The 18,758-nt window shown below is 63.4% G+C and carries 20 protein-coding genes; 7 read left to right on the top strand and 13 right to left on the bottom strand.

Features of this window, described 5'->3' with window-relative positions; translation table 11 throughout:
• Positions 1-17: 17 nt before the first annotated feature.
• The gene (locus tag IPL79_10475; protein ID MBK9071412.1) at positions 18-2,804 is read left to right on the top strand and encodes a thrombospondin type 3 repeat-containing protein; all 2,787 of its coding nucleotides are present in this window, start codon (positions 18-20) and stop codon (positions 2,802-2,804) included.
• Here IPL79_10475 and IPL79_10470 read toward each other — a convergent pair.
• The gene (locus IPL79_10470) at positions 2,787-3,611 is read right to left on the bottom strand and encodes a hypothetical protein (protein MBK9071411.1); all 825 of its coding nucleotides are present in this window, start codon (positions 3,609-3,611) and stop codon (positions 2,787-2,789) included. The two genes, IPL79_10475 and IPL79_10470, sit on opposite strands and share 18 nt — an antisense overlap.
• A gap of 231 nt (positions 3,612-3,842) precedes the next feature.
• Between IPL79_10470 and IPL79_10465 the strand changes: the two genes are divergently transcribed.
• From IPL79_10465 to IPL79_10450, 4 genes are all read left to right on the top strand, one after another.
• Entirely contained in the window at positions 3,843-5,384 is a 1,542-nt protein-coding gene (locus tag IPL79_10465; GenBank protein MBK9071410.1) for a pre-peptidase C-terminal domain-containing protein, read from the top strand.
• The gene (locus IPL79_10460) at positions 5,353-5,700 is read left to right on the top strand and encodes a PPC domain-containing protein (GenBank protein MBK9071409.1); all 348 of its coding nucleotides are present in this window, start codon (positions 5,353-5,355) and stop codon (positions 5,698-5,700) included. Before IPL79_10465 ends, IPL79_10460 begins: the two co-directional genes overlap by 32 nt.
• Positions 5,701-5,756: 56 nt before the next feature.
• A complete protein-coding gene (locus IPL79_10455) occupies positions 5,757-7,139 on the top strand; it encodes an amidase (protein ID MBK9071408.1) in 1,383 nt (460 codons plus the stop codon).
• Between the two features lie 147 nt (positions 7,140-7,286).
• Complete coding sequence (locus IPL79_10450) at positions 7,287-8,276, top strand: pirin family protein (protein ID MBK9071407.1); 990 nt, start codon at positions 7,287-7,289, stop codon at positions 8,274-8,276.
• Positions 8,277-8,288: 12 nt separating this feature from the next.
• Here the strand turns inward: IPL79_10450 and IPL79_10445 are convergent, their stop codons facing one another.
• Positions 8,289-9,242, bottom strand: coding sequence for a pyridoxal-phosphate dependent enzyme (locus tag IPL79_10445; GenBank protein MBK9071406.1), 954 nt, complete (start codon positions 9,240-9,242; stop codon positions 8,289-8,291).
• 68 nt (positions 9,243-9,310) lie between these two features.
• Between IPL79_10445 and IPL79_10440 the strand changes: the two genes are divergently transcribed.
• Positions 9,311-10,207 (top strand): LysR family transcriptional regulator, encoded by an 897-nt coding sequence (locus IPL79_10440; protein MBK9071405.1) that lies wholly within the window; start codon positions 9,311-9,313, stop codon positions 10,205-10,207.
• A 14-nt stretch (positions 10,208-10,221) separates the two neighbouring features.
• On the opposite strand, the gene IPL79_10435 is transcribed toward IPL79_10440, so the two are convergent.
• The 6 genes from IPL79_10435 to IPL79_10410 form a co-directional block, all read right to left on the bottom strand.
• The gene (locus IPL79_10435) at positions 10,222-11,904 is read right to left on the bottom strand and encodes an RluA family pseudouridine synthase (protein MBK9071404.1); all 1,683 of its coding nucleotides are present in this window, start codon (positions 11,902-11,904) and stop codon (positions 10,222-10,224) included.
• Between the two features lie 45 nt (positions 11,905-11,949).
• On the bottom strand, positions 11,950-12,135 hold the full coding sequence (locus IPL79_10430; protein ID MBK9071403.1) for a hypothetical protein: 186 nt from the start codon (positions 12,133-12,135) through the stop codon (positions 11,950-11,952).
• 198 nt (positions 12,136-12,333) lie between these two features.
• A complete protein-coding gene (gene trxA, locus IPL79_10425; protein ID MBK9071402.1) occupies positions 12,334-12,729 on the bottom strand; it encodes a thioredoxin in 396 nt (131 codons plus the stop codon).
• A 411-nt stretch (positions 12,730-13,140) separates the two neighbouring features.
• On the bottom strand, positions 13,141-13,404 hold the full coding sequence (locus tag IPL79_10420; GenBank protein ID MBK9071401.1) for a hypothetical protein: 264 nt from the start codon (positions 13,402-13,404) through the stop codon (positions 13,141-13,143).
• Positions 13,405-13,437: 33 nt separating this feature from the next.
• Positions 13,438-13,674 carry a hypothetical protein gene (locus tag IPL79_10415; protein MBK9071400.1) on the bottom strand — a complete coding sequence of 79 codons (237 nt, stop codon included), beginning with the start codon at positions 13,672-13,674 and terminating at the stop codon, positions 13,438-13,440.
• 8 nt (positions 13,675-13,682) lie between these two features.
• Positions 13,683-15,044, bottom strand: coding sequence for a hypothetical protein (locus tag IPL79_10410; GenBank protein ID MBK9071399.1), 1,362 nt, complete (start codon positions 15,042-15,044; stop codon positions 13,683-13,685).
• 282 nt (positions 15,045-15,326) lie between these two features.
• On the opposite strand from IPL79_10410, the gene IPL79_10405 reads away from it, so the two are divergent.
• Positions 15,327-16,001, top strand: a complete 675-nt coding sequence (locus IPL79_10405; protein MBK9071398.1) for a lysophospholipid acyltransferase family protein — start codon at positions 15,327-15,329, stop codon at positions 15,999-16,001.
• Here the strand turns inward: IPL79_10405 and IPL79_10400 are convergent.
• The 5 genes from IPL79_10400 to IPL79_10380 all read right to left on the bottom strand — a co-directional run bounded on the left by IPL79_10400 (position 15,973) and on the right by IPL79_10380 (position 18,753).
• Complete coding sequence (locus IPL79_10400; GenBank protein MBK9071397.1) at positions 15,973-16,527, bottom strand: rRNA pseudouridine synthase; 555 nt, start codon at positions 16,525-16,527, stop codon at positions 15,973-15,975. The genes IPL79_10405 and IPL79_10400 overlap by 29 nt on opposite strands.
• Positions 16,528-16,554: 27 nt before the next feature.
• Positions 16,555-16,839 carry a hypothetical protein gene (locus tag IPL79_10395; GenBank protein ID MBK9071396.1) on the bottom strand — a complete coding sequence of 95 codons (285 nt, stop codon included), beginning with the start codon at positions 16,837-16,839 and terminating at the stop codon, positions 16,555-16,557.
• Between the two features lie 51 nt (positions 16,840-16,890).
• The gene (locus IPL79_10390) at positions 16,891-17,301 is read right to left on the bottom strand and encodes a 6-phosphogluconate dehydrogenase (protein MBK9071395.1); all 411 of its coding nucleotides are present in this window, start codon (positions 17,299-17,301) and stop codon (positions 16,891-16,893) included.
• A gap of 49 nt (positions 17,302-17,350) precedes the next feature.
• Positions 17,351-18,256 (bottom strand): OmpA family protein, encoded by a 906-nt coding sequence (locus IPL79_10385; GenBank protein ID MBK9071394.1) that lies wholly within the window; start codon positions 18,254-18,256, stop codon positions 17,351-17,353.
• A gap of 107 nt (positions 18,257-18,363) precedes the next feature.
• Positions 18,364-18,753 carry a group II truncated hemoglobin gene (locus IPL79_10380; GenBank protein MBK9071393.1) on the bottom strand — a complete coding sequence of 130 codons (390 nt, stop codon included), beginning with the start codon at positions 18,751-18,753 and terminating at the stop codon, positions 18,364-18,366.
• Positions 18,754-18,758 lie beyond the last annotated feature (5 nt).

Here is an 18,758-nt window from a genome sequence, read left to right as displayed (position 1 = left end):
TGTGATGAAATCTTTTTATGAAGACCTCGGCGTTTCGTTTGTGGCTGGCTGCCACCCTCGCGTTTGCATCATTTATAGCGTTGCCCACCGACGCGCACGCGGTGTCACAAATCTATTACGGCAGCACGCCCCCGGCGACGACGAATCTACGCCTCATCGGCTACACCGATGGCACCACCTACACGGTCACCGAGCTGCCATCGCAGACGCTGATCACGAGCGGCACGATTAATCGCCTGCAGCGCGTGACCGTCGCCATGGGCGCCACGGCGCGGCGCTTTCGCGTCGACGTCTCCGAGCCCATGCTGATTCAAATGGAGCGCGACTGCTGTACCGCGTCGGGCACCTACTTCTTTCCGGCACTCGACGGTAAAAAATTCTATTCGAATTCTTTTATCATCTCGCCGATCGCGGTCGGTGGGCATCCGTCGATCGTCGTCTATGCGCGCGACGCCGCCACCGTCGAGGTACGCGATTCAAGCGGCACCTTGGTGACGTCACAAGTTATGACCGCGGAGACCAGCTGGACCGTGCCGAGTCTCGCGGCAGGCGCCGTGTACACCGTTACCGCCACCGGCGTCATTTCGATTCAGAGCACCACGGTCAATGGCAATACGCAGGTGCCACCGGTGCCGGACGCAGGCGGCGCGCAGGGCGAAGACTGCGATAACGACGACGGCAAGACCTTCTTCTTTGCAACCAATGGGTGGCAGCGCGGCGCGTTCGCGGTGTTTAACCCCGACACCACTGCGGCCGTGTTTACGCTGTACGACCTAAGCACGGGGCTCGCCGTGCCGGCGCTAACCGATATCAGCGTCGCGGCGGGCACCGTCTATTACAACGGCAACCGCGGCACGGGCCGGTGGAAGTTGGTGGTCTCAACCGGCAGCGTCTCGGTGTGGGCGGGCGATACGCAGGGTGGCGATGCGGTGCAACACATGGGCGACGACCTCACCAGCGCGATCGGGCGCGCGGCGCGTGCCTTTCTCATTCACTCACAAACCCAAGGCGCCATCATCTTTGCGGTGGAAGACGCGACGGAAGTGACCTACAGCAACGGTGGCGCGCCGACCGTCACGACGATCGACGAAGATGGCTTCATCGTGCTGGCCTCGGGCGGCCTGTGGAACATCACGGCCGACAAGCCAATTAATATCCAGGTCACCGGCGGCAATACGCTCGACGACTGGGCGATGGTGCTGCGGCCGATGCCGCGCTTTGACCGCGATGGCGATGGCCTGCCCGATATTCAAGAAGGCGCGTGTGACCTCACCGCGCCCGATACCGACGGCGATGGCTTGGCGGATTACCTCGATGCCGACGACAACGACGGGCCGCTCGGCGATCTCGACGACGACGGCGTCAACAACGTGACCGACATCAATGACGCCAACCCCAACGTGTGCCGCGACGTCGACACCGATGGCTGCGATGACTGCACCAACACCGGCGTGGGTGGCTCGGGCGGCGCGGTGGGCAACGACGGCGACGATTTCGATGGCGATGGCCAGTGCGACGCCGGCGACGGCGACGATGATGATGACGGCGCGCTCGACGGCGACGACAGCGACGACGCCAACCCGCTCGTGTGCTCCGATAGCGACAGCGATGGCTGCGAGGACTGCAGCAATGGGACCTTTAGCCTGGCACTCGACGGCACCGACTTTGACGGCGATGGGCAGTGCGATGACGGCGATGGCGACGATGACGATGACGGCGCGCCCGACGGCGACGACAGCGACGACGGCAACCCGCTCGTGTGCTCCGACAGCGACGGCGATGGCTGCGAAGATTGCAGCAGCGGCACGTTTAACCTCGGCGACGACGGCAGCGACTTTGACGGCGATGGCGCCTGCGATGCCGGCGACGCCGACGACGATGATGACGGCGCGCTCGACGGCGACGACAGCGACGACGCCAATCCGTTCGTGTGCTCGGACAATGACACCGATAGCTGTGAAGACTGCAGCGGTGGGTCGTTCAACCTCGCGCTCGACGGCGCCGACTTCGACACCGACGGTCAGTGCGACGACGGCGATGACGACGACGACGCCGATGGTGCGCTTGATGTCGACGACAGCGACGACGCCGATCCGTTCGTGTGTTCAGACAGCGACAGCGATAGCTGCGAAGACTGCAGCGGTGGCACGTTCAACACCAGCGCCGACGGCGCCGATCTGGACGTCGACGGGGCGTGCGACGCCGGCGATGCCGACGACGACGGCGATGGCGTCGATGACGTCGACGACAACTGCCCGCTGGTCGCCAATCCCGGCCAAGATGACGTCGACAACAACGGCGAGGGCGATGCCTGCGCCAATGATGCCGATGGCGACGGCGTGCTTAACGACGACGACAACTGCCCGTTGCTCGCCAATGCCGGCCAAGAAGATGCCGACGAGGATGGCGTGGGCGATGCCTGCAGCGACGACGATGATGGCGATGGCGTGGATGACGTCGACGACAACTGCCCGCTGGATGCCAACACTGACCAGGCCGACGTTGATGACGACGGCATCGGCAACGCCTGCGACGATGACTTCATCGACGGCGACGACGACGGCATCGAAGACGCGCTGGATAATTGCCCAAGCGACGCCAATGTCGACCAGGCCGATGAAGACGGCGATGGCCTCGGCGACGCGTGCGATACGGCGCCGCCAGGCGAGATCACCGTGGGTGGTGGCGGTGGCTGCGCGTGCCGCACGACTGGTGGCCCTAGCGCCAGCGCGCCGGTGCTGCTCGTCGCCATGGCGCTGCTATGGCGTCGACGTAGTTCACGTTCGCTACCACGCGCGCGCTAGCGCCACGGATACCACGGGGTCGAGCTTGGAAAACAGCGAAACCATCCCGATGCGGGTGGTGAGCTGCAAGCCGTCGCTTACGGCATAAGCGAGCCCGGCGCTGCCTATTTGCAGGCTTGAGCTAACATTTACGACGCCGCTGACGTCAACCGCCACGCGAGGCGACACCGTGTGCGTCGCGCCAAAGGTAAACGACTCGCCGCGATGGCGCATCGGCCGCACGACGTTGAGAATATGAAAATCCGAGCTGTGATCGCCACTGACAAATGAGTGGTGGTACATCGCGCCAAGGTCGAAGCGCCAGGCGCGCAACGCGACGTGGCCAACCACGGCTGGCATGACCATCCAATGATCATCGGCGAGCAGTTGGTCGCGGCCGCCCGGCGCCATGCCGGCCACGTCTATGGTGACGCCAACTCGTTGTCCGGATTTCGGACTTTGTGTCCACCACGTGCCCGCCGCGCCGAAGGTCCAATTGCCATGCGCCGAGGCCACGTCGCCGCGAAACGAGCGGGTGCTCAGCGTCACATCGCCGTAGATAGACAACGGGCCGCGCGCCACCGTCACGCCCGGAATTAGGGTGAGCACCTGTCCGGCGCCAACGGTGCGGTGAAAGCTTGCAAAGCGCGTGGTGACGCTGGTGGCAACATACAGCTTGGGTGGGCCGCCGTTGGCCGCGCCTCCGTTCCCTGGCGCCGTTGGTTGGGCGTGGCAGGCTTGCGCGCTTGCGGAGTTCGCGCCACCAGCCCACGCCAACCCAACTAGCGCCGTCACCACGAGACAACGATTTTTCCGTTCAAGGTGCATCGGCCGAAGGTAGCAGACACCTGGCGCGCAGTGCTCGCGACGCGAGCGACTGGTCGACTAGCTGGCTAGTTAGGTTGCTAGCGCTGGCCAGTTTAGTTGCGGATGACTTGTGGTTTGTCCGTTGTGGTGATTTGGGACAATTAATTCGCGAGCTTAATCAGGCGGGGTCAGGAGACCTCGCTGGCATGCAACGTGCATTGGCGCGTTGCAGCATAACAGCGAGAAAGATCCATGAAGCAACTATCAATGAGGAAGGTATCGGCGATGATCGCCGCGGCGGGTGCCACGTTGGCATTCTCGGCATGTTTGGGGGCCAGCGAGGCGCCCGATGAACAGCTCGAACCAGAAGATCTAATAGAGGATCAAGACAAAGAGCCGTGGGACTCGGCCAACGATCCGACCCGCGTTGATTCGACGTTCTTGATCTTGGTGCACCAATTGCCTGTCGCGGGCGAGGTGGCCACGGCGCCATGGCCTGGTGACTATTGGGCCACCGCGCGCGACTCACTCAACCATAAGTGGGATTCGTCGGGCTCCCCCGCCGAGAAATGGGCGGCGGCGTTTGGTCGTCCCCAAACGGTCGAGCAAGTGTCGCGCACCACGGGCGTCAAGTCCGCGAGCTGGCGCAAAACGTGCGAGACCAACTCAGATTGCACCGACCTCGAAGACGGCTCGAGCTGCGTCGCATCTTATGATGGCGCGATGAAGCGCTGCATTCCCGGCTGGTGGGGCATCTGTCATGGTTGGGCGCCTGCGGCCACCAAAGAGCTCGCGCCGACCAAGGCGGTCAAGGTCCCTAAGGCCGATGGCTCGGGTGACGTCACCTTTTATCCTGGTGACCTCGAAGGCCTGATGTCCCTGATGTACACCGAAGTGCCGACGAAGTTCTTGTCGTCGCGCTGCAACAAAAAAGATCCGACCACCGACGCCAGCGGCCGCGTCATCGATGGCGAGTGCCGCGACATGAATCCCGGTGCATGGCACGTGCTCACCACCAACATGATTGGCCTCCGCAAGCAGGCGTTCGTGCTCGACCGCACGTATGACGACGAGGTGTGGAATCAACCGATGAGCAGCTTCGAGGTCACCAATGCGGTGGACGGCAAGCTGCCAGAGCTGACCAAGGCGCAGGCCGCCGCGAGGCTGGGCCTGACGGTCGCCAGCACGGCGCTCATTGCCACCAGCGACGTCGCCAAGAGCGCGTGGTCGCGCAAGTCGTTTTCTCCAGCGGCTGGCCCCTACACCGTGCGGATGACCGGCGATGGCGATGCTGACCTATATGTTCGCAAAGGCAGCGCGCCTACCGAAGAGACCTATGATTGTCGCCCGTATGCCGGCAACTCCAACGAGGAGTGCGAAATTACGGTTGCCGCAGGCGAGACCATCCATGTTGGCGTGCTTGGCTACGCCGACACCTCTAAGATCAGCGTCTCCTACACCAAGCCTGACGCCAGCGGTTCGTACACCTACAACACCGCCGCGACGCGCTTCTTCGAGGTCGAGCAAGAGTACTGCTATATCGTCGAGTCGAGCCCGGCGCGCACCAGCCACAGCCCAAGCAGCTACACCACCTGCGACGACGTGGCCTACATCCTGGAAACCGATAACAATGGCAAGATTCTCGGCGGCGAATGGCTCGGCGGCAGCCGCACCAATCACCCGGATTTCGCCTGGTACGCCACCGGCGCTCCATCGCCTTCGCAGGCAAAATGGCCTCATCAAATACAGCGAGGTCAAGGCATTGTTTGCCAAGGCCATCGACGTCGTCGATAACGTCACCAACTTGGTGCTGCTCACCAACCACAACATGAACGCCACGTCGGCCTGGAAGTCCAAGTACGCCGCGGTCACCGTGGAGGCCGGCACCAAGTCGCTGGTCGTCCAGACCACCGGCACGGGCGATGCGCAGCTCTTCGTGCGCCGCAGCCAAAACCCGACCGTGTACACCTACGACTGCAAGTCGGACGCGGTCGGCAGCTCGAACGAGACGTGCACGCTGACCAATCCGGCTGCGGGGACCTACTACGTGCGCATTCGGACGCGCACCGCTAACACGGTCGTGTCGGTAAACGCCGTCGTCACCCGTTAGTCGCGCTAAACGCGGTTCGCGATAGACACCGTGCATGGGGCCGCTATAGTGGCCCCATGTCTGTTTCCAGCCACGGCGTCATCGCGCAGCTTGCAACCCTTGGCGCGCTCGAGCAGGCTCAGCTCCTGCAGCGACGTCAGCTTTCCAGCGTCGAATTGACCAAGCATTACCTCGCGGTGGTCGCGGCGAAAAATCCGTCCCATCATGCGTTTACCTATATCGCCGACAAGCGGGCGTTGCTCGCGGCGACGATGTGGGATCGGGCGTTTGCCCGCAACAAGGCGACGCCACTTACCACGGGGCTGCTTTCGGGCGTCCCCACGGCGATCAAAGATCTCGGATGGGTGCGGATGATGCCGGCGCAGATGGGGTCGGAGTCGTTTCGCTATTTTATCGCGCCCAAGGATGACGACAGCACCGCGCGCCTGCGCGCCGCGGGCCTGATCATTTTGGGCAAGCTGGCGACCTCGGAGTTTGGCGCGATGCCGGTCACCGAGCCCTCGCTACACGCACCGACCGAAAACGCGCATGCGCCAGGCTATACCGCGGGTGGCTCCAGCGGCGGCACGGGAAGCGCGGTTGGCGCCGGCATGATTCCAATTGGCCATGGCTCCGACGGCGGCGGCAGCATTCGCATTCCCGCCTCGGTGAACCACGTCGTTGGTTTTAAGCACTCGCGTGGCGTTGGCGTCCACAATGCGCCGCCGGATCGTAAGCTGCGGCTGTCGGTCACGGGGCCGTTGGCACGCACGGTTAGCGATGCCGCGGCCTTTACCGACTTGCTGACCGCCTGGCCGATGGGCTTGCTCGAGGGCCTTACCGCGCCGATGAGGCCGTTGCGCATCGCGCTGAGCACTGGCACGCCGCTGGCCGAGACCGATCCGCTCCATGCCGCCGCGGCGGAGCGGGTCGCCAAGATCTTTGAAGACGCGGGCTGTGTGGTCGAGCCCCAGCCGTGGGTGGCATTAACCGAGGCCGAGTTTATTTTGATCTGGAAACGCCTGCTCGCCAACATTCCGGCGCTCAGCGAAAGCAAGATGCAGCCGCTCACGCAGTGGCTACGGCTCGGTGGGCGCGACATCGATTTGGCCGACGCGGTGCGCATGCGGCTCTCGGTCGAGCAGCAGGTGTTGCACTGGTTTGGTAATTACGATCTGTGGATTTCCCCGACGATCGCCTCGACAACGCCGCGGCACGGCACTGTTTACAGCAGCACGCCTGAGCAAACATTTCGCAACATCTTGGGCATGGGCGCCTATACCGCGCCGTTTAATGTCAGCGGGCAACCGGCGATTTCGCTGCCGGTTGGCTTTGAGCCCAGCCGAGCCGGCATTGGCGTACAGATCGCAGGGCGCGTTGGGGCCGATGCTTTGGTCTTGCGCGCGGGCAAGCTGGTGGAAGATGCGCTTGGCGGTTTCTGGCCGCCCAAGGTCGCTTAGGCCTCGCGGAGGCGTTTAGCCAAACGGCGAGGGTTGGCGCCGCCGCGGGCTTGCGTCGGCAGAGGTTTATGCCACCTTTGAGCCATGACAATTGCGACCAAAACCGTGGCCCAGGCGCCAATCGTGCGGGTCTTTCCGATTTCCGAAATGCATTGGGAAACGGCTGACCCGTTTTTGTTCTGTGCCCACCACCTCGACCGCTATCCTCGCAGCAACGGGCAGATGGGCCCCGATGCCTCGCTGGCGGGGCGCGAGCTTGGCAGCGACTTTGCGGGCAAGGACGGGTGGCGCATGTATCACGGGACGCGCATTCCGGGCTTCCCGGCCCATCCACATCGCGGGTTTGAGACCATCACGCTCATGCGCAAGGGCATGGTCGATCACTCGGACTCACTCGGCGCGACCGCGCGTTTTGGCGAGGGCGACGTGCAGTGGATGACCGCGGGGCGCGGCATCGTGCATTGCGAGATGTTTCCGCTCTTGCGCCAAGACGCGGAAAATCACGCCGAGTTGTTTCAGATCTGGCTCAACCTGCCTAGCCATCACAAGATGGTCGAGCCGCAGTTCACCATGTTGTGGCACGAAGGCATTGCGCGTGTTGAAGTTGCAGATGCGGCGGGCCTAGTGAGTCGCGTGCGCGTCATCGCCGGCGCGTTTGGCGACACGCCCGCACCCGCGCCGCCAAAGAACTCGTGGGCGGCCGATCCTCACAATCACGTCGCCTTGTGGGCGATCGAGATGGCCCCGCATGCCGCGCTTGAGCTACCAACCCCGGACGCGACGGGCCTTAATCGCACGCTGTATTTTTTCGCAGGTGCGAAAGGCGGAGGTGGCGTGGAGGTCAACGGCCGCGCTGCGGCGGAGCACGCGGGCATCAGCGTAGGCAATGGCGCCCTGCGCATCAAGAATGGCGCGACCGCGGCCGAGCTGCTGTATATGCAGGGCCGCCCGATCGGCGAGCCGCTTGCCAAATACGGCCCATTCGTTATGAATACCGCCGAGGAGATCCATCAGGCGATAGCCGATTATCGGCGCACGCAATTTGGCGGCTGGCCGTGGCAGGGCGACGATCCGGTGCATCCGGTGGGGCAGGGGCGCTTTGCCAAGCACGCCGACGGCACGGTCGAGACCAAGTAACGGGCGCTACGGCTAAGGCGTGGCCGCAGGGCGCACGAAGCCGCGCCAGCCTTGCAAGCCACCCGTGTGGATGCCGACAACCGTAGTGCCTCGCGCGAGGTCACCGCGTTGCAGCGCGGCGTCAATCACGTCCATCATTTTCACCGTGTAGATCGGATCGAGTGCAATGCCGTGGTCGCGTTCAAACTGCGCCGCAAGGGCAAGCAATGCCGGATCCGCATCGGCAAAGCGGGCAAAGCGCGAACGCTTGATGGCATGCGTGATGAAGCCTGGTGGCTGAGGTATCTTGGCTGCGATATCGGCGAGGCTCGCGTGCATCGGTCCCGCGCCGGCGGGTACCACCCACACGGTGGCGGTGCGCTTCGCTTGCGCCAACCCTGCAATAACGCCGGCCGCGGTCGTGCCGTAGCCCGCGGGAACTACGACTAACAAGTGCTGCGTCTCGGGATAGGCCGCCGCAACCTGCGTCGCGATTTCGTGCCCAAGTTGCGCGCAACTTGTCACGCCCAGCGGATGAGCGGCGCCTGGCGCAACGTTGTACCAAGGCCTGGCACCGTCGACGGGGTTGGCATGGTCATGTGCGGCCACCGTCGCTACAACGCGGTCGAAATCTCGCTTAGCCATGGGCGTAAGCGTCATGCCCCAGGCGCGGCAATCAGCCAGCGTGGGGGTGTCTCGCAGCTGCTCGCCGCGCACGATGCCATGCGTGGCAAACCCCATGGCGTGGCCAAGCGCGGCCACGGCATGCAGATGGTTTGAGAACGGGCCGCCATAGGTTTGCAGGCCGCAGGCGCCGTGCCGCCGCATTTCCGCGATGAGGGGCGCAAGCTTGCGCAGCTTGCTGCCAAGCGGTTGCGGCGCAAGCAGGTCGTCGCGCTTGAGCAGCACGCGAATGTCTCGCGCCGCGGCCGCCGGCACGGCCAAGGCCGAAAGCGGCGTTGGCTGTGACAGGTCGGAAATTGGCATACGCGCATGGTACCCGCGCCGTCGCCAAGCGGCACACCCTTGCGTTACATTGTTGCCAAATGGGAACAATCGACCTGAACCTCCTGCCAATGTTCGTCGCCGTCGCCGAGACCCATAGCTTCTCGCGCGCGGGGCAGCGCCTCGGCGTGCCCAAGTCGACGATCAGCCGCGGCATCGTCGCCATCGAGGCTAGCCTTGGCACCCGCCTGTTTCATCGCAGCACACGGCACGTCTCGCTCAGCACGGCAGGCACCGCGCTGTACGAACGCGTCGCCGATGCTTTGGCAGCGTTGCAACTCTCCGTCGCCGATGCCCCAGATGGCGACGCCCAGCCTTCAGGCATCTTGCGAGTCACGGCGCCCAGCGATCTTGCCACCACCGTGCTCGCCGAGATGTTCGCGCGCTTTGCCCAACGCTACCCCAAAGTCGAGATTGACTTGCGGCTGTCGAATTCGATGGTCGATCTCGTCGCCGAAGGCATCGATCTCGCGGTGCGAATTTCCAGCAAGCCACTCAAGGACTCGCAGCTCGCGGCGCTCAACCTTGGCAGTGCGCTGCTTGGCCTGTATGCGGCGCCGAATTACCTGGCCCGCCGCGGCGCGGTGAAATCCATCGACGAGCTTGCGGCCCATGAATGGGTGGTATTTCGACAGACGCCGATGGTGCGCCTCGAAGGCCCGAGCGGGCCGGTCTCGCTGCGGCCCAAGGGCGCCGTCATGTGCGACGACATGATGTTCGCACGCGAAATGGCGGCCTCGGGCGCGGGTCTCGCCGTCTTGCCGGAATATCTCGCGCACGAGCACGTCCTGGCGGGCCGCTTGACGCGTGTGCTGCCCAAGCACAACGTGCAGAGCGGCAACGTGTGGTTGGTGTTTCCGGGCGTCAAGCATTTGCCGCGCAAGGTTGAGGTGCTTCGCGACTTTCTCGCCGCACAGATGAAGACCATCACCACCGTTGCGCTATAACGCCGCGGGCGGCCTTAGAACGTCGGTTCGGAACGCAGGCAGATTGCCGCACCGGTGTGCGGGTGGGAAAATTGCAACTCGACGGCATGGAGCAAAAGACGCCCTCCTGCACGGCCATACAGGCGATCGCCGACGATGGGCGCGCCGAGGCCGCGTGCGTGCGCGGCGTGAACGCGCAGCTGGTGGGTGCGCCCGGTATGAGGAGAAAATTCGACGCGTGTTTGGCCGTCGCCACGACTCAACGTCGTCCACGTGGTCACCGCGTGCTTGCCGTGGGCGGGATCCCATTGCTGGCGCGGCCGCGCATCGAGGTCGGGGCCTAGCGGGAAATCGATTCGTCCGTCCTCTGCTTCGAGCTCGCCGTCGAGCACGGCAATATATTTCTTGGCAACGCCACGCGCCGCGAAGAGGCGATGCATCGCGGCAAACGTCGGCGCATCCTTGGCGGCTAGCAAGATGCCCGAGGTGTCCATATCGAGGCGGTGCACGACGCGTGGAAACGTCGCAGCAACCCTGGCGTGCGCTTGTGCCTGCAACCAATCCTGGGCACTTGGCGCCATCGACGCTTCGTCGCGACCGGGCACTGAAAGCATGCCGGCGGGCTTTTCGACGGCAATCAGCCATTCGTCCTCAAACAGCACGCGCAACGCCGCCGCGGGTGTTGTGGCCGCGGTCGTCGCATTGACGCTTGGCAGCACGTTTAGGCCGCGCAGCAAAAAGGGCAAAATGAGCCCGCATTTCGCGCGGCACGGCTCGTAGTACATCCCCGCAAGCTTGCCGCTATCGGCGGGCTCGCCGCCCCACAAAAATTCGGCGAGGGCCAGCGGTGTGGCCCCCAGCGCATGCGCGCGCATCAGCAATTTGGGCGCCGCGCAATCTCCTGTGCCCGCGGGTGGCGAGGCGCCGGCAAGCTCGCGCAAGGCCCGCGTCTCGCCGAGCGCATTGCTAAAACGGTAGGTGTGGTGAATGTGCGCGGTGAGCTCCACCGATAGCGCGGAGCGCGCGGCGGCAAGGCGCGCTAACTCTGCGGTGTGGGCGGCCATGGCGGTCGCAAACGTCGCAGCCTCGGCGGCGTGCGCCCCCTCGAAGGCGCGGCGCGCGGCGCGATCGGCGCGGCTTTGCCGCTCAAGTTGTGCTAGCTCCTGTCTCACCTCGGGTGCGCTGGCATCGCCTGCTTGCAGCAACCTCTCGCGGCGCGCGTGGCGGGCTGCCTTGTTTTGTCGCAGGCCCTCGCGCAAGCCATCGCCTCGCACGCGCTGTGCCTCACGCCACCCCAGCTCGGCCTGCCGCAAGGCGACAAAGGCTGGGTCTGCTTGCACGGCGGCATGGGCCTGGGTAAGCGCCGCCAGCTGCGCCTCGCCGCTGGTCCATACCGCGGCGCGCGCGGCATCGTCAAACACCGGGGGCGCAAAGCCCTCGACGTGCCAGCGCCTGACCAACATGCCAGAAAACGCTTGCAGATACCCAACGTCGCCTGCGGCGTCGCGCACGACCAGCACGCCAAACATCTTGCCACCGCCCGGCGCGCCGAGCGTGGTTGCGAGCGCATCATCGCCAAGGCGCGCGGTTGCCAACCAGGCGCGCAGTTGCGCCGCGGCACGGATGGCCAAGGGGTGCGGCTGTTGGCCGTCAGCGGGGTCGACCAGCCCGCGCGGCAATTCGTCGACGATCGGTTGAGGCGCGAGGCGATGCAACAAGACAGCTCGCACATAGCGCGGCCAGCGCGAGCGCGCAAGCGCTGCTTATCGGGCCGCCCCGCGGCGAGGCGCGGCTGGCGCGCTGGCTTGGGCCTGGCCGAGACGCGCGGCGCCACGCGCATCGCGGCTCACGCCGATGCCTGCCTGCCGCAATAGCTCGACGCTGTCGTTGCGGTGAACGCGAAGCTTCATCTGCGAGCCGAGCTCCGAAACGAGGTCTGCGAGGGTCATGCCGCGATCGTTAGATCCGATGCCTGACACGGATCAACGCGTTCTGCGCGATCGGATCCGATCCCGATCGGTAGATCGTTGATCTTGTTTACTGATCGCCGCAAAAAATAGATCGAGCTGAATTTCCCGAAGCGAGATCTGTTCGAGATCTGCTCGGGATCTTCACGCGCGATCGCAAACCGACCAATTTGCTTGCTTCTATTTGTCGGTTGCGGGTGCCGCGGCAGCGCCTTCGCTCGCCTCGCGCGCCGCAATCTCGGCATGCACCTTGACCATGTCGAGTTCGCGCGCGCCTTTGATAAGTTCCTCAAGCCCCGCCGCCGGCAGCGCCCCAGCTTGCGCGAAGATCAAGACGCCTTCTTTATAAACCATGATGGTCGGAATCGAGCGAATCTCAAACTCGCGCGCGAGCGCCGGCACCTCTTCGGTGTTGACCTTGCCAAACACGATGTCGGCGTGTTGCGCCGAGGCCGCCTCGTAGACCGGCGCAAACGCGCGACACGGGCCGCACCATGGGGCCCACCAGTCGATGAGCACGATGCCCTTGTCGACGGCTTCGTCGAAATTCGCTTCGGTTAATTCGCGGGTGCTCATGGCTAGGTCCTACCACGAAACGCGCCGCCTGGCGCTCGGCACCGTCCCATCGAGTTGGAAGCGCGGTACGGTGAACAGCCTCTCGACGGCGCCAAAACGAAGATGCGACACCCGCTGCTTCGCGTGGCTACACGCCTGATCCGAATATGTGTCGCACGCCGCTTCGAGCGACCAACGCGCTAACAGCTACCTCCACTTGTGCTGTGTCAGGCAGCTGCGTTTGCGAGTATCGAAATCGCCCTGCGCGCGCGTCCACGAGATGCTTTACTCGAGCTTCTCAAAGACGTAGGCCTCGTTTTGCGCGTGTTTGGACGCCTCGCCATACAGCGTGACCGCGGCGTGGTTCCCCAGCGCCAAGATCATGTCGATTGGGGTCAGTTGCCTCCAGCACGACTAGCTCGGATGCCGGCACTAGGCTGAGACGGCTTGCTGATCGCGTTTGCGGCGGAGGAAGGTTTTGAAGAAGAGAAAGACGGCAACGCCAAAGCCCGCGAAGGCGCTGAGGACGGAGGCGACGATGCCCAGCCCAAGGCCGGTGCCAATCGCGATTTGGAACGTGTCGTCACTTTCGCATTGAAAGCGGGTCTTGCCCGAGGTTGCTATCGACGCGGCAAAAATGCTGACGCCGTGGTGGCCACCCCGGCTATACTCGGTCCTTCCCGTCGGGGTCGCCAACGCTACCTTGGTTTCTGTGGCGTCGAGCGCGCCTCAGGTTGCGGAGATGTTGGTGAGGATCGATCCTGGCAGCGGCTCGGCATACAAAATGTATTCGCCGGCCGCCAATTCGACGTCTGTCTGGCCCGGCACGGAAAACCGCGGAAAGGCGTCAATCTTGCCGTAGAGTCGCCACATTTGTAGACCCATTACGGCGAGCCCCAGGACCACCGCACCAAACGCGAGCACATAGCCCAGGCGCGACGAAAATATAGATGTGGAATCGCTCACCGCGACCCCTACGACGGCCCGGCGCTGCCGCACGCCGCGAGCACGCTAATCGCGCCTTCGGCATCGGCTTCGGCGATGGCGCAGGCGCTGCCGCAGAGCTGGATGGTGTTGGCGGCGCTGAGAAACCAACCGTTGTCGACGCAGGCGGCCTCGTCAATCACGCGGGTCAGCGAAATGGGGTCGCCACCATTGCCTGGCGTGTAGTTGACGATGATTCGATCTGGATCGATGGTGCCGGTGGCCGGCTCGGGGATGGCAAATGAACATGGCAGCGAGACGCTGTCGATTACGTCTTGCGCCACGGCGTTAAAGACCACGTCGTAACTATTGGTTTGGCAAAGTGGAAAACGCAGGCCGCCGGTGAGTCGGCTGAGCTCCTGATAAACCGAGCCGGCATTTACGGCCGTCGAGCACGCAGAGGTGGCAACCGCCTCAGTTGGCGCATAGGCCGCGGTGACTGGGTCCTTTTCGACGACCCCGATGATGGAGTGAAAGACGTAGCGGCGATTTTCGGCGGTGCCAAATTGCTCGGGATCAAGCGCAAGCAAGGCTGCATCAAACAAGGTGTACGAATTGTACGTGCCCGTGCTTTGGTCGTCGGTGATCTCGACGAACACCTTGAGCGCCTCCGGGCGAAGCCATTGCCCCCAACCCGCGGCATGGCGGCCGTCGGTATCGGCAGAGGCGTACTTGGTGATGAGCAAGGTCAGCGAGTTATTGCTGCCGACTTCTTGGCTGTAATGGAAGTAGTTGGTTGTGTCGATTGGCACCGCCGGAATTGGCGAGCAGCTATGCCCCGACAGCGGCGTCGAGATGCAGATGTTTTGGCCCGACGCATAGTTGCCGTGGTGGCCAAACATGATGATGCGATAGTCGATGCCGCTGGCACCGATAATCGCCGCGAAGTCGGTGTTGATGTTTTCTTGGATGGCGAGAATTTCCTCGGTCATGCTGCCCGAGTTGTCGATGACGAAAATAATGTCGACCGGCGCGATCACGCTTTCGGCTTGCGCCTCGGCGGACGTACACGCCTCGTCGGGCTGTAGCGGGTCCATGCCGAGAAACACCTCATCGCCATCCGAGACGCCATCGCCATCGGTATCAGGATTATTTGGATCGGTGCCCACAACCTGTTCGAGGCCGTCTTCGAGGCCGTCGCCGTCGCTGTCGGGGTTATTGGGGTCGGTGCCGTTCTCAACCTCGTCGTCGTCGCAAAGTCCGTCGCCGTCGCTATCGGTGGCGTTGCACACCGGTGGCTGCAAGGGGTCCGGATCAGCGCCCGTCTTATCGCTTCCGCACGAGGCGGCAAGCAGCGCGATCAAGAGAGCCATCCACTGGCGCGTGGCGCCGTAGGTTTGTGGTTGCGTCATTGGCCCACGATGATAAGCCACCGCCGGTGGCCTGTCACGGTGGACCTATGCCTACATAGACACCTGTCATGCCATGGGCGCGGAACTCTCAACACGCCGCGTCGTGTGATTTTGGCTAGTTGGGAGGCTCGGGCAGCCTTTTTGCCCTTGAGTCGTCCCCTGGCCATGGGCTACACCTCGTCGATGGGCGCGACTAGCAGCGAAAAGACCTCCGATCACCCCGTGGACACCGCCGCCCTTAAGGCCTCGCTCGCTGCCTCCGTCGAAGCCCTAAGCGACGGCATGGAGGACATAGCAACCAAGGCCCGGGCCCAGGTTCAGGCGATCTCGCCGTTCACACGCGCGGACGCCACGCCAGCGTCTGGCCCGCGCGCCGGATGGTTTCTGCGCTCATGCGGCAAACTGTGGCTTCGCGTCGCCGGGTGGAAGACCGTTGGCGACATGCCTAATTCGCCGTACGCCGTGTTTATTGCGTCACCGCACACGAGCAATTGGGATCTGCCGTTTGCCTTGGCGGTGGCGTGGGCGATGGACATTCGCATTTCATGGGCGGGCAAGTCGTCGCTGTTTCGCTTTCCCTTCGCCGGGTTTATGCGCTGGCTGGGCGGCATTTCGATCGATCGCAGCAAGCCTGGCAACCAAGTCGAGAAGATCGCGCAGGCCGTGCGCGCCGCCGACAAGATGTATCTCGTCGTCGCGCCGTCGGGCACGCGCAGCAAGCGCGACCATTGGAAGAGCGGGTTTTATCACATCGCCAAGGCCGCGAATGTTCCCATCTTGCTGGCGTTTCTCGACTACGAGCGCAAAGAGGGCGGCCTTGGTCCTCTCGTCTACGCCAGCGACGACGTCGCGCACGACATGGCGCAAATCCGCGCCTTCTACGCCGAAAAGCGCGGCAAATATCCGGCCCAAGAAACCGTGCCGCGCCTCAAAGAAGAAGACGCGTCGGCCAGTTGAGATGGGCTTGCAGCATCGCCTGATCAATTTCAACGATTGCGCCGGCGACCAGCGAGGACGGCAATACCAAAGATCCAATTGCCTCGCGATGCAGGCGCAAGACCGGTAGCTTCACCGCGGCCAACATGTGCTTGACTTGGTGATTGCGCCCCTCGGTGATCGTGATGCGGACCTGCCGGGCGGCGAGCGCCTCCACGCGCGCGGGACGACAGGGGCCGTCGTGCAGCGTAATGCCGTTGCGCAGCGGCTCGAGTTTGGCCTGCGTGGCGTCGCCCCCAACATCTGCAATATACGTCTTGGGAAGGTGGGTCTCGGGCTGCGTCGCGTGCGCAACAAAGGCCGGCTCGTCGGTAAACAACAAGAGCCCCGTGGTCTGCTTGTCGAGCCGCCCGACGCAATGCCATGTGCGGCGACGCTGCGCCGGCGTGAGCTGCGGCCGCAAGAATTCAAACACGGTGCCGCCGCCGTGTTGATCGACGCGCGAGCAAACCACCCCGGCGGGCTTGTTCATGGCGAGGACGGTCATGCCGGCGCTGCCTAGGTAGCAGGCGGCCTAATTCGCCTTGGCCGTGGCGTCTTTAATTTTGTATTTTTCGCCGTCCTTGAGCTCGGCATTGGGAAACGCGACGTCGCCGCCGTCGAGCTTGCAGCTGGTATGCGTCGAGTGAAACGTATAGGTTGCCGTCGTCGACGCCCGCACCTCAAACGACGACTTGCTGCCGCTGCAATTGAGCTTGATAGTGTACGCCTTTGAGTCGCCGTTCTCGATGCGGATCGAGCCGGCTAAGGCATTGGTCGCGGTAACAAGAGTGGCCATGAGTAGTAGCAGTGCTTTCATAAATGATCCTCCGGCAGGCATGGTAGACCCAAATGCCGATGCGCCGCCACCCTATCGAGGAACGTTCGGGCCGGCCTCGACCTTGTAGACGATGTAGTCCGTGTTGCCTTGCCACATGAAGGCGTCGACGAGTTGCCGATAGTGCAGCTTGACTTGCCCGCCCTCGTATTTTTGTAGCTCCTCGTAGACGGCCTTGTCCTTGATCGAGAAATTCCACACGCTCTGCGGCGTCATCATGGCGCTGCCGCCGAGATGCAGCTGCCCCTCGTACGTCTTAAATACATAGCCGGTGCGTGAGATCTTAAAGAGCAGGCCACTGCGCGTGCCCTCGCTCTTGGTGAAGGTGCGCACGAACGAATAACCGGCCAGCAACACCAGCAAAGCGGCCAGCGCGATCGCAACGACCTTCTTGGTCGGAAACCGCTGGCTGCGAAACATCGGCGTATCGTTGGCGGCGCTCACCCGGTGATTTTACCCGGTTTGAGCGCTAGCGGCGTCGCGCCTCCAGGATTTATTTCGTGATGAAGCGAATCGCGATGCGGCGGTTTTGCGCCAGGCATTCTTCCGACGCGTCTTTTTCGCACGCTGGGTGCGCCGAGCCGTAGCCTTCGGCGCTGAGGCGCTTCTCGTCGATGCCCGCGGCCGCAATTGCCTTGAGCACGGCGTTGGCGCGCTCGCTCGACAGCGCGAGGTTGGCCTTGGCGTCGCCGACGTTGTCGGTGTAGCCGCCAATCTTGATGGTGGCCGTTGGGTAGGCCTTCAAGATCTCTACCAGGTTGGTCAGTTGGGCCTGTGACGTTTCAAGCTCAATTTCGGCGCTGCCCTCCTTGAACGACAAGGCCTCAAAGGCAAACCAAGTAGCTTCGTCAATAGGCTTGCTGGCGTCGGCAAGAAACGCGAGGACGCGGCTTTCGAGGCCCATGCTGGAGGCCTTAATCTCAAAGCCGGTCGACAGCGTGGCCGACATCCCGCCGATTGAGTTGCCAGATTTTTCGAGTTCTTCGAGCTTGCCGGCAAGCGTTGTGAGATCGGTAGTGATCGTATTGATGCTGGCGCCAACGTCGGTGTTCAGCTCGGTGACGATCTTGGCAATTTGCTCTTTGCTTCCGGCCTTCACGCCATCGGTGACCTTGGAGGCGGCGTTGTCGAGCAGGCTCTTGATTTGGCCGAGCTTGCCTTGGTGGTCGGCGATCAATTTGTTGAGGTCGGCGACGCCTGGCAGGCTCTCGGGCAGCGTCTTGGCGCGCGTCGCGAGGCCTTCGAGTTGCGTGGTCATCGCCTGCACCTTGGGCAGGTACTTGGCGACGAGCTGTTCGGCTTGCGCCTTCATGGGGCTGAGGTCGGGTGTCTTGTTGCAGGCGGGACAAGAGGCAAGCGCGAGCAGGGAAAATGCGATCGGTGATAGAAAACGTTTCATAAATTGATAATTCCTTGAGGATTAGCTCGCGCGCAATGTCTCGCCAATGCGCCCACCAAGCAACCTCAACTTAGGTAATGTCCTGCGTTGACGATTCGTTACAATTGCTAGTCAGGGCGATTGCGCAGAAAATCTGCGACCTCGGCAAAGCGCGTGTCGAGAAAAGCGCGGACCTCGCCCGCGATGCCCTGCGCGTCCATGGCGGCCTGCATGCAACGCAGCCAGGCGTCGCGCATGGCGAGATCGATCGGCACCTGGCCGTGGCGCATGCGCAGCCGCGGATGGCCGTGTTGTTCGATATAGGTTTGCGGCCCGCCGAGCCAGCCAACCAAGAACAGGCCAAAGCGCGCCCGCGTCCCGGCGGCAATTTTGCCAGGCGCATCGCAGGCGTGGACCGCGGTCAACGCCGGTTCGCGGGCTTCCATGACGTCGTAGAATCGCGCGGCGAGGGCCTGCACTGCCTCTGGGCCACCGACTAGATCGCACGGCGTGGACATGTCGT

It is taken from the genome of Myxococcales bacterium, from assembly GCA_016716835.1.
Classification (GTDB): Bacteria; Myxococcota_A; Polyangia; order Haliangiales; family Haliangiaceae; genus JADJUW01.
The sequence above is the reverse complement of the archived record's forward strand: the minus strand, read 5'-3'. Positions and strand labels throughout refer to the sequence as shown.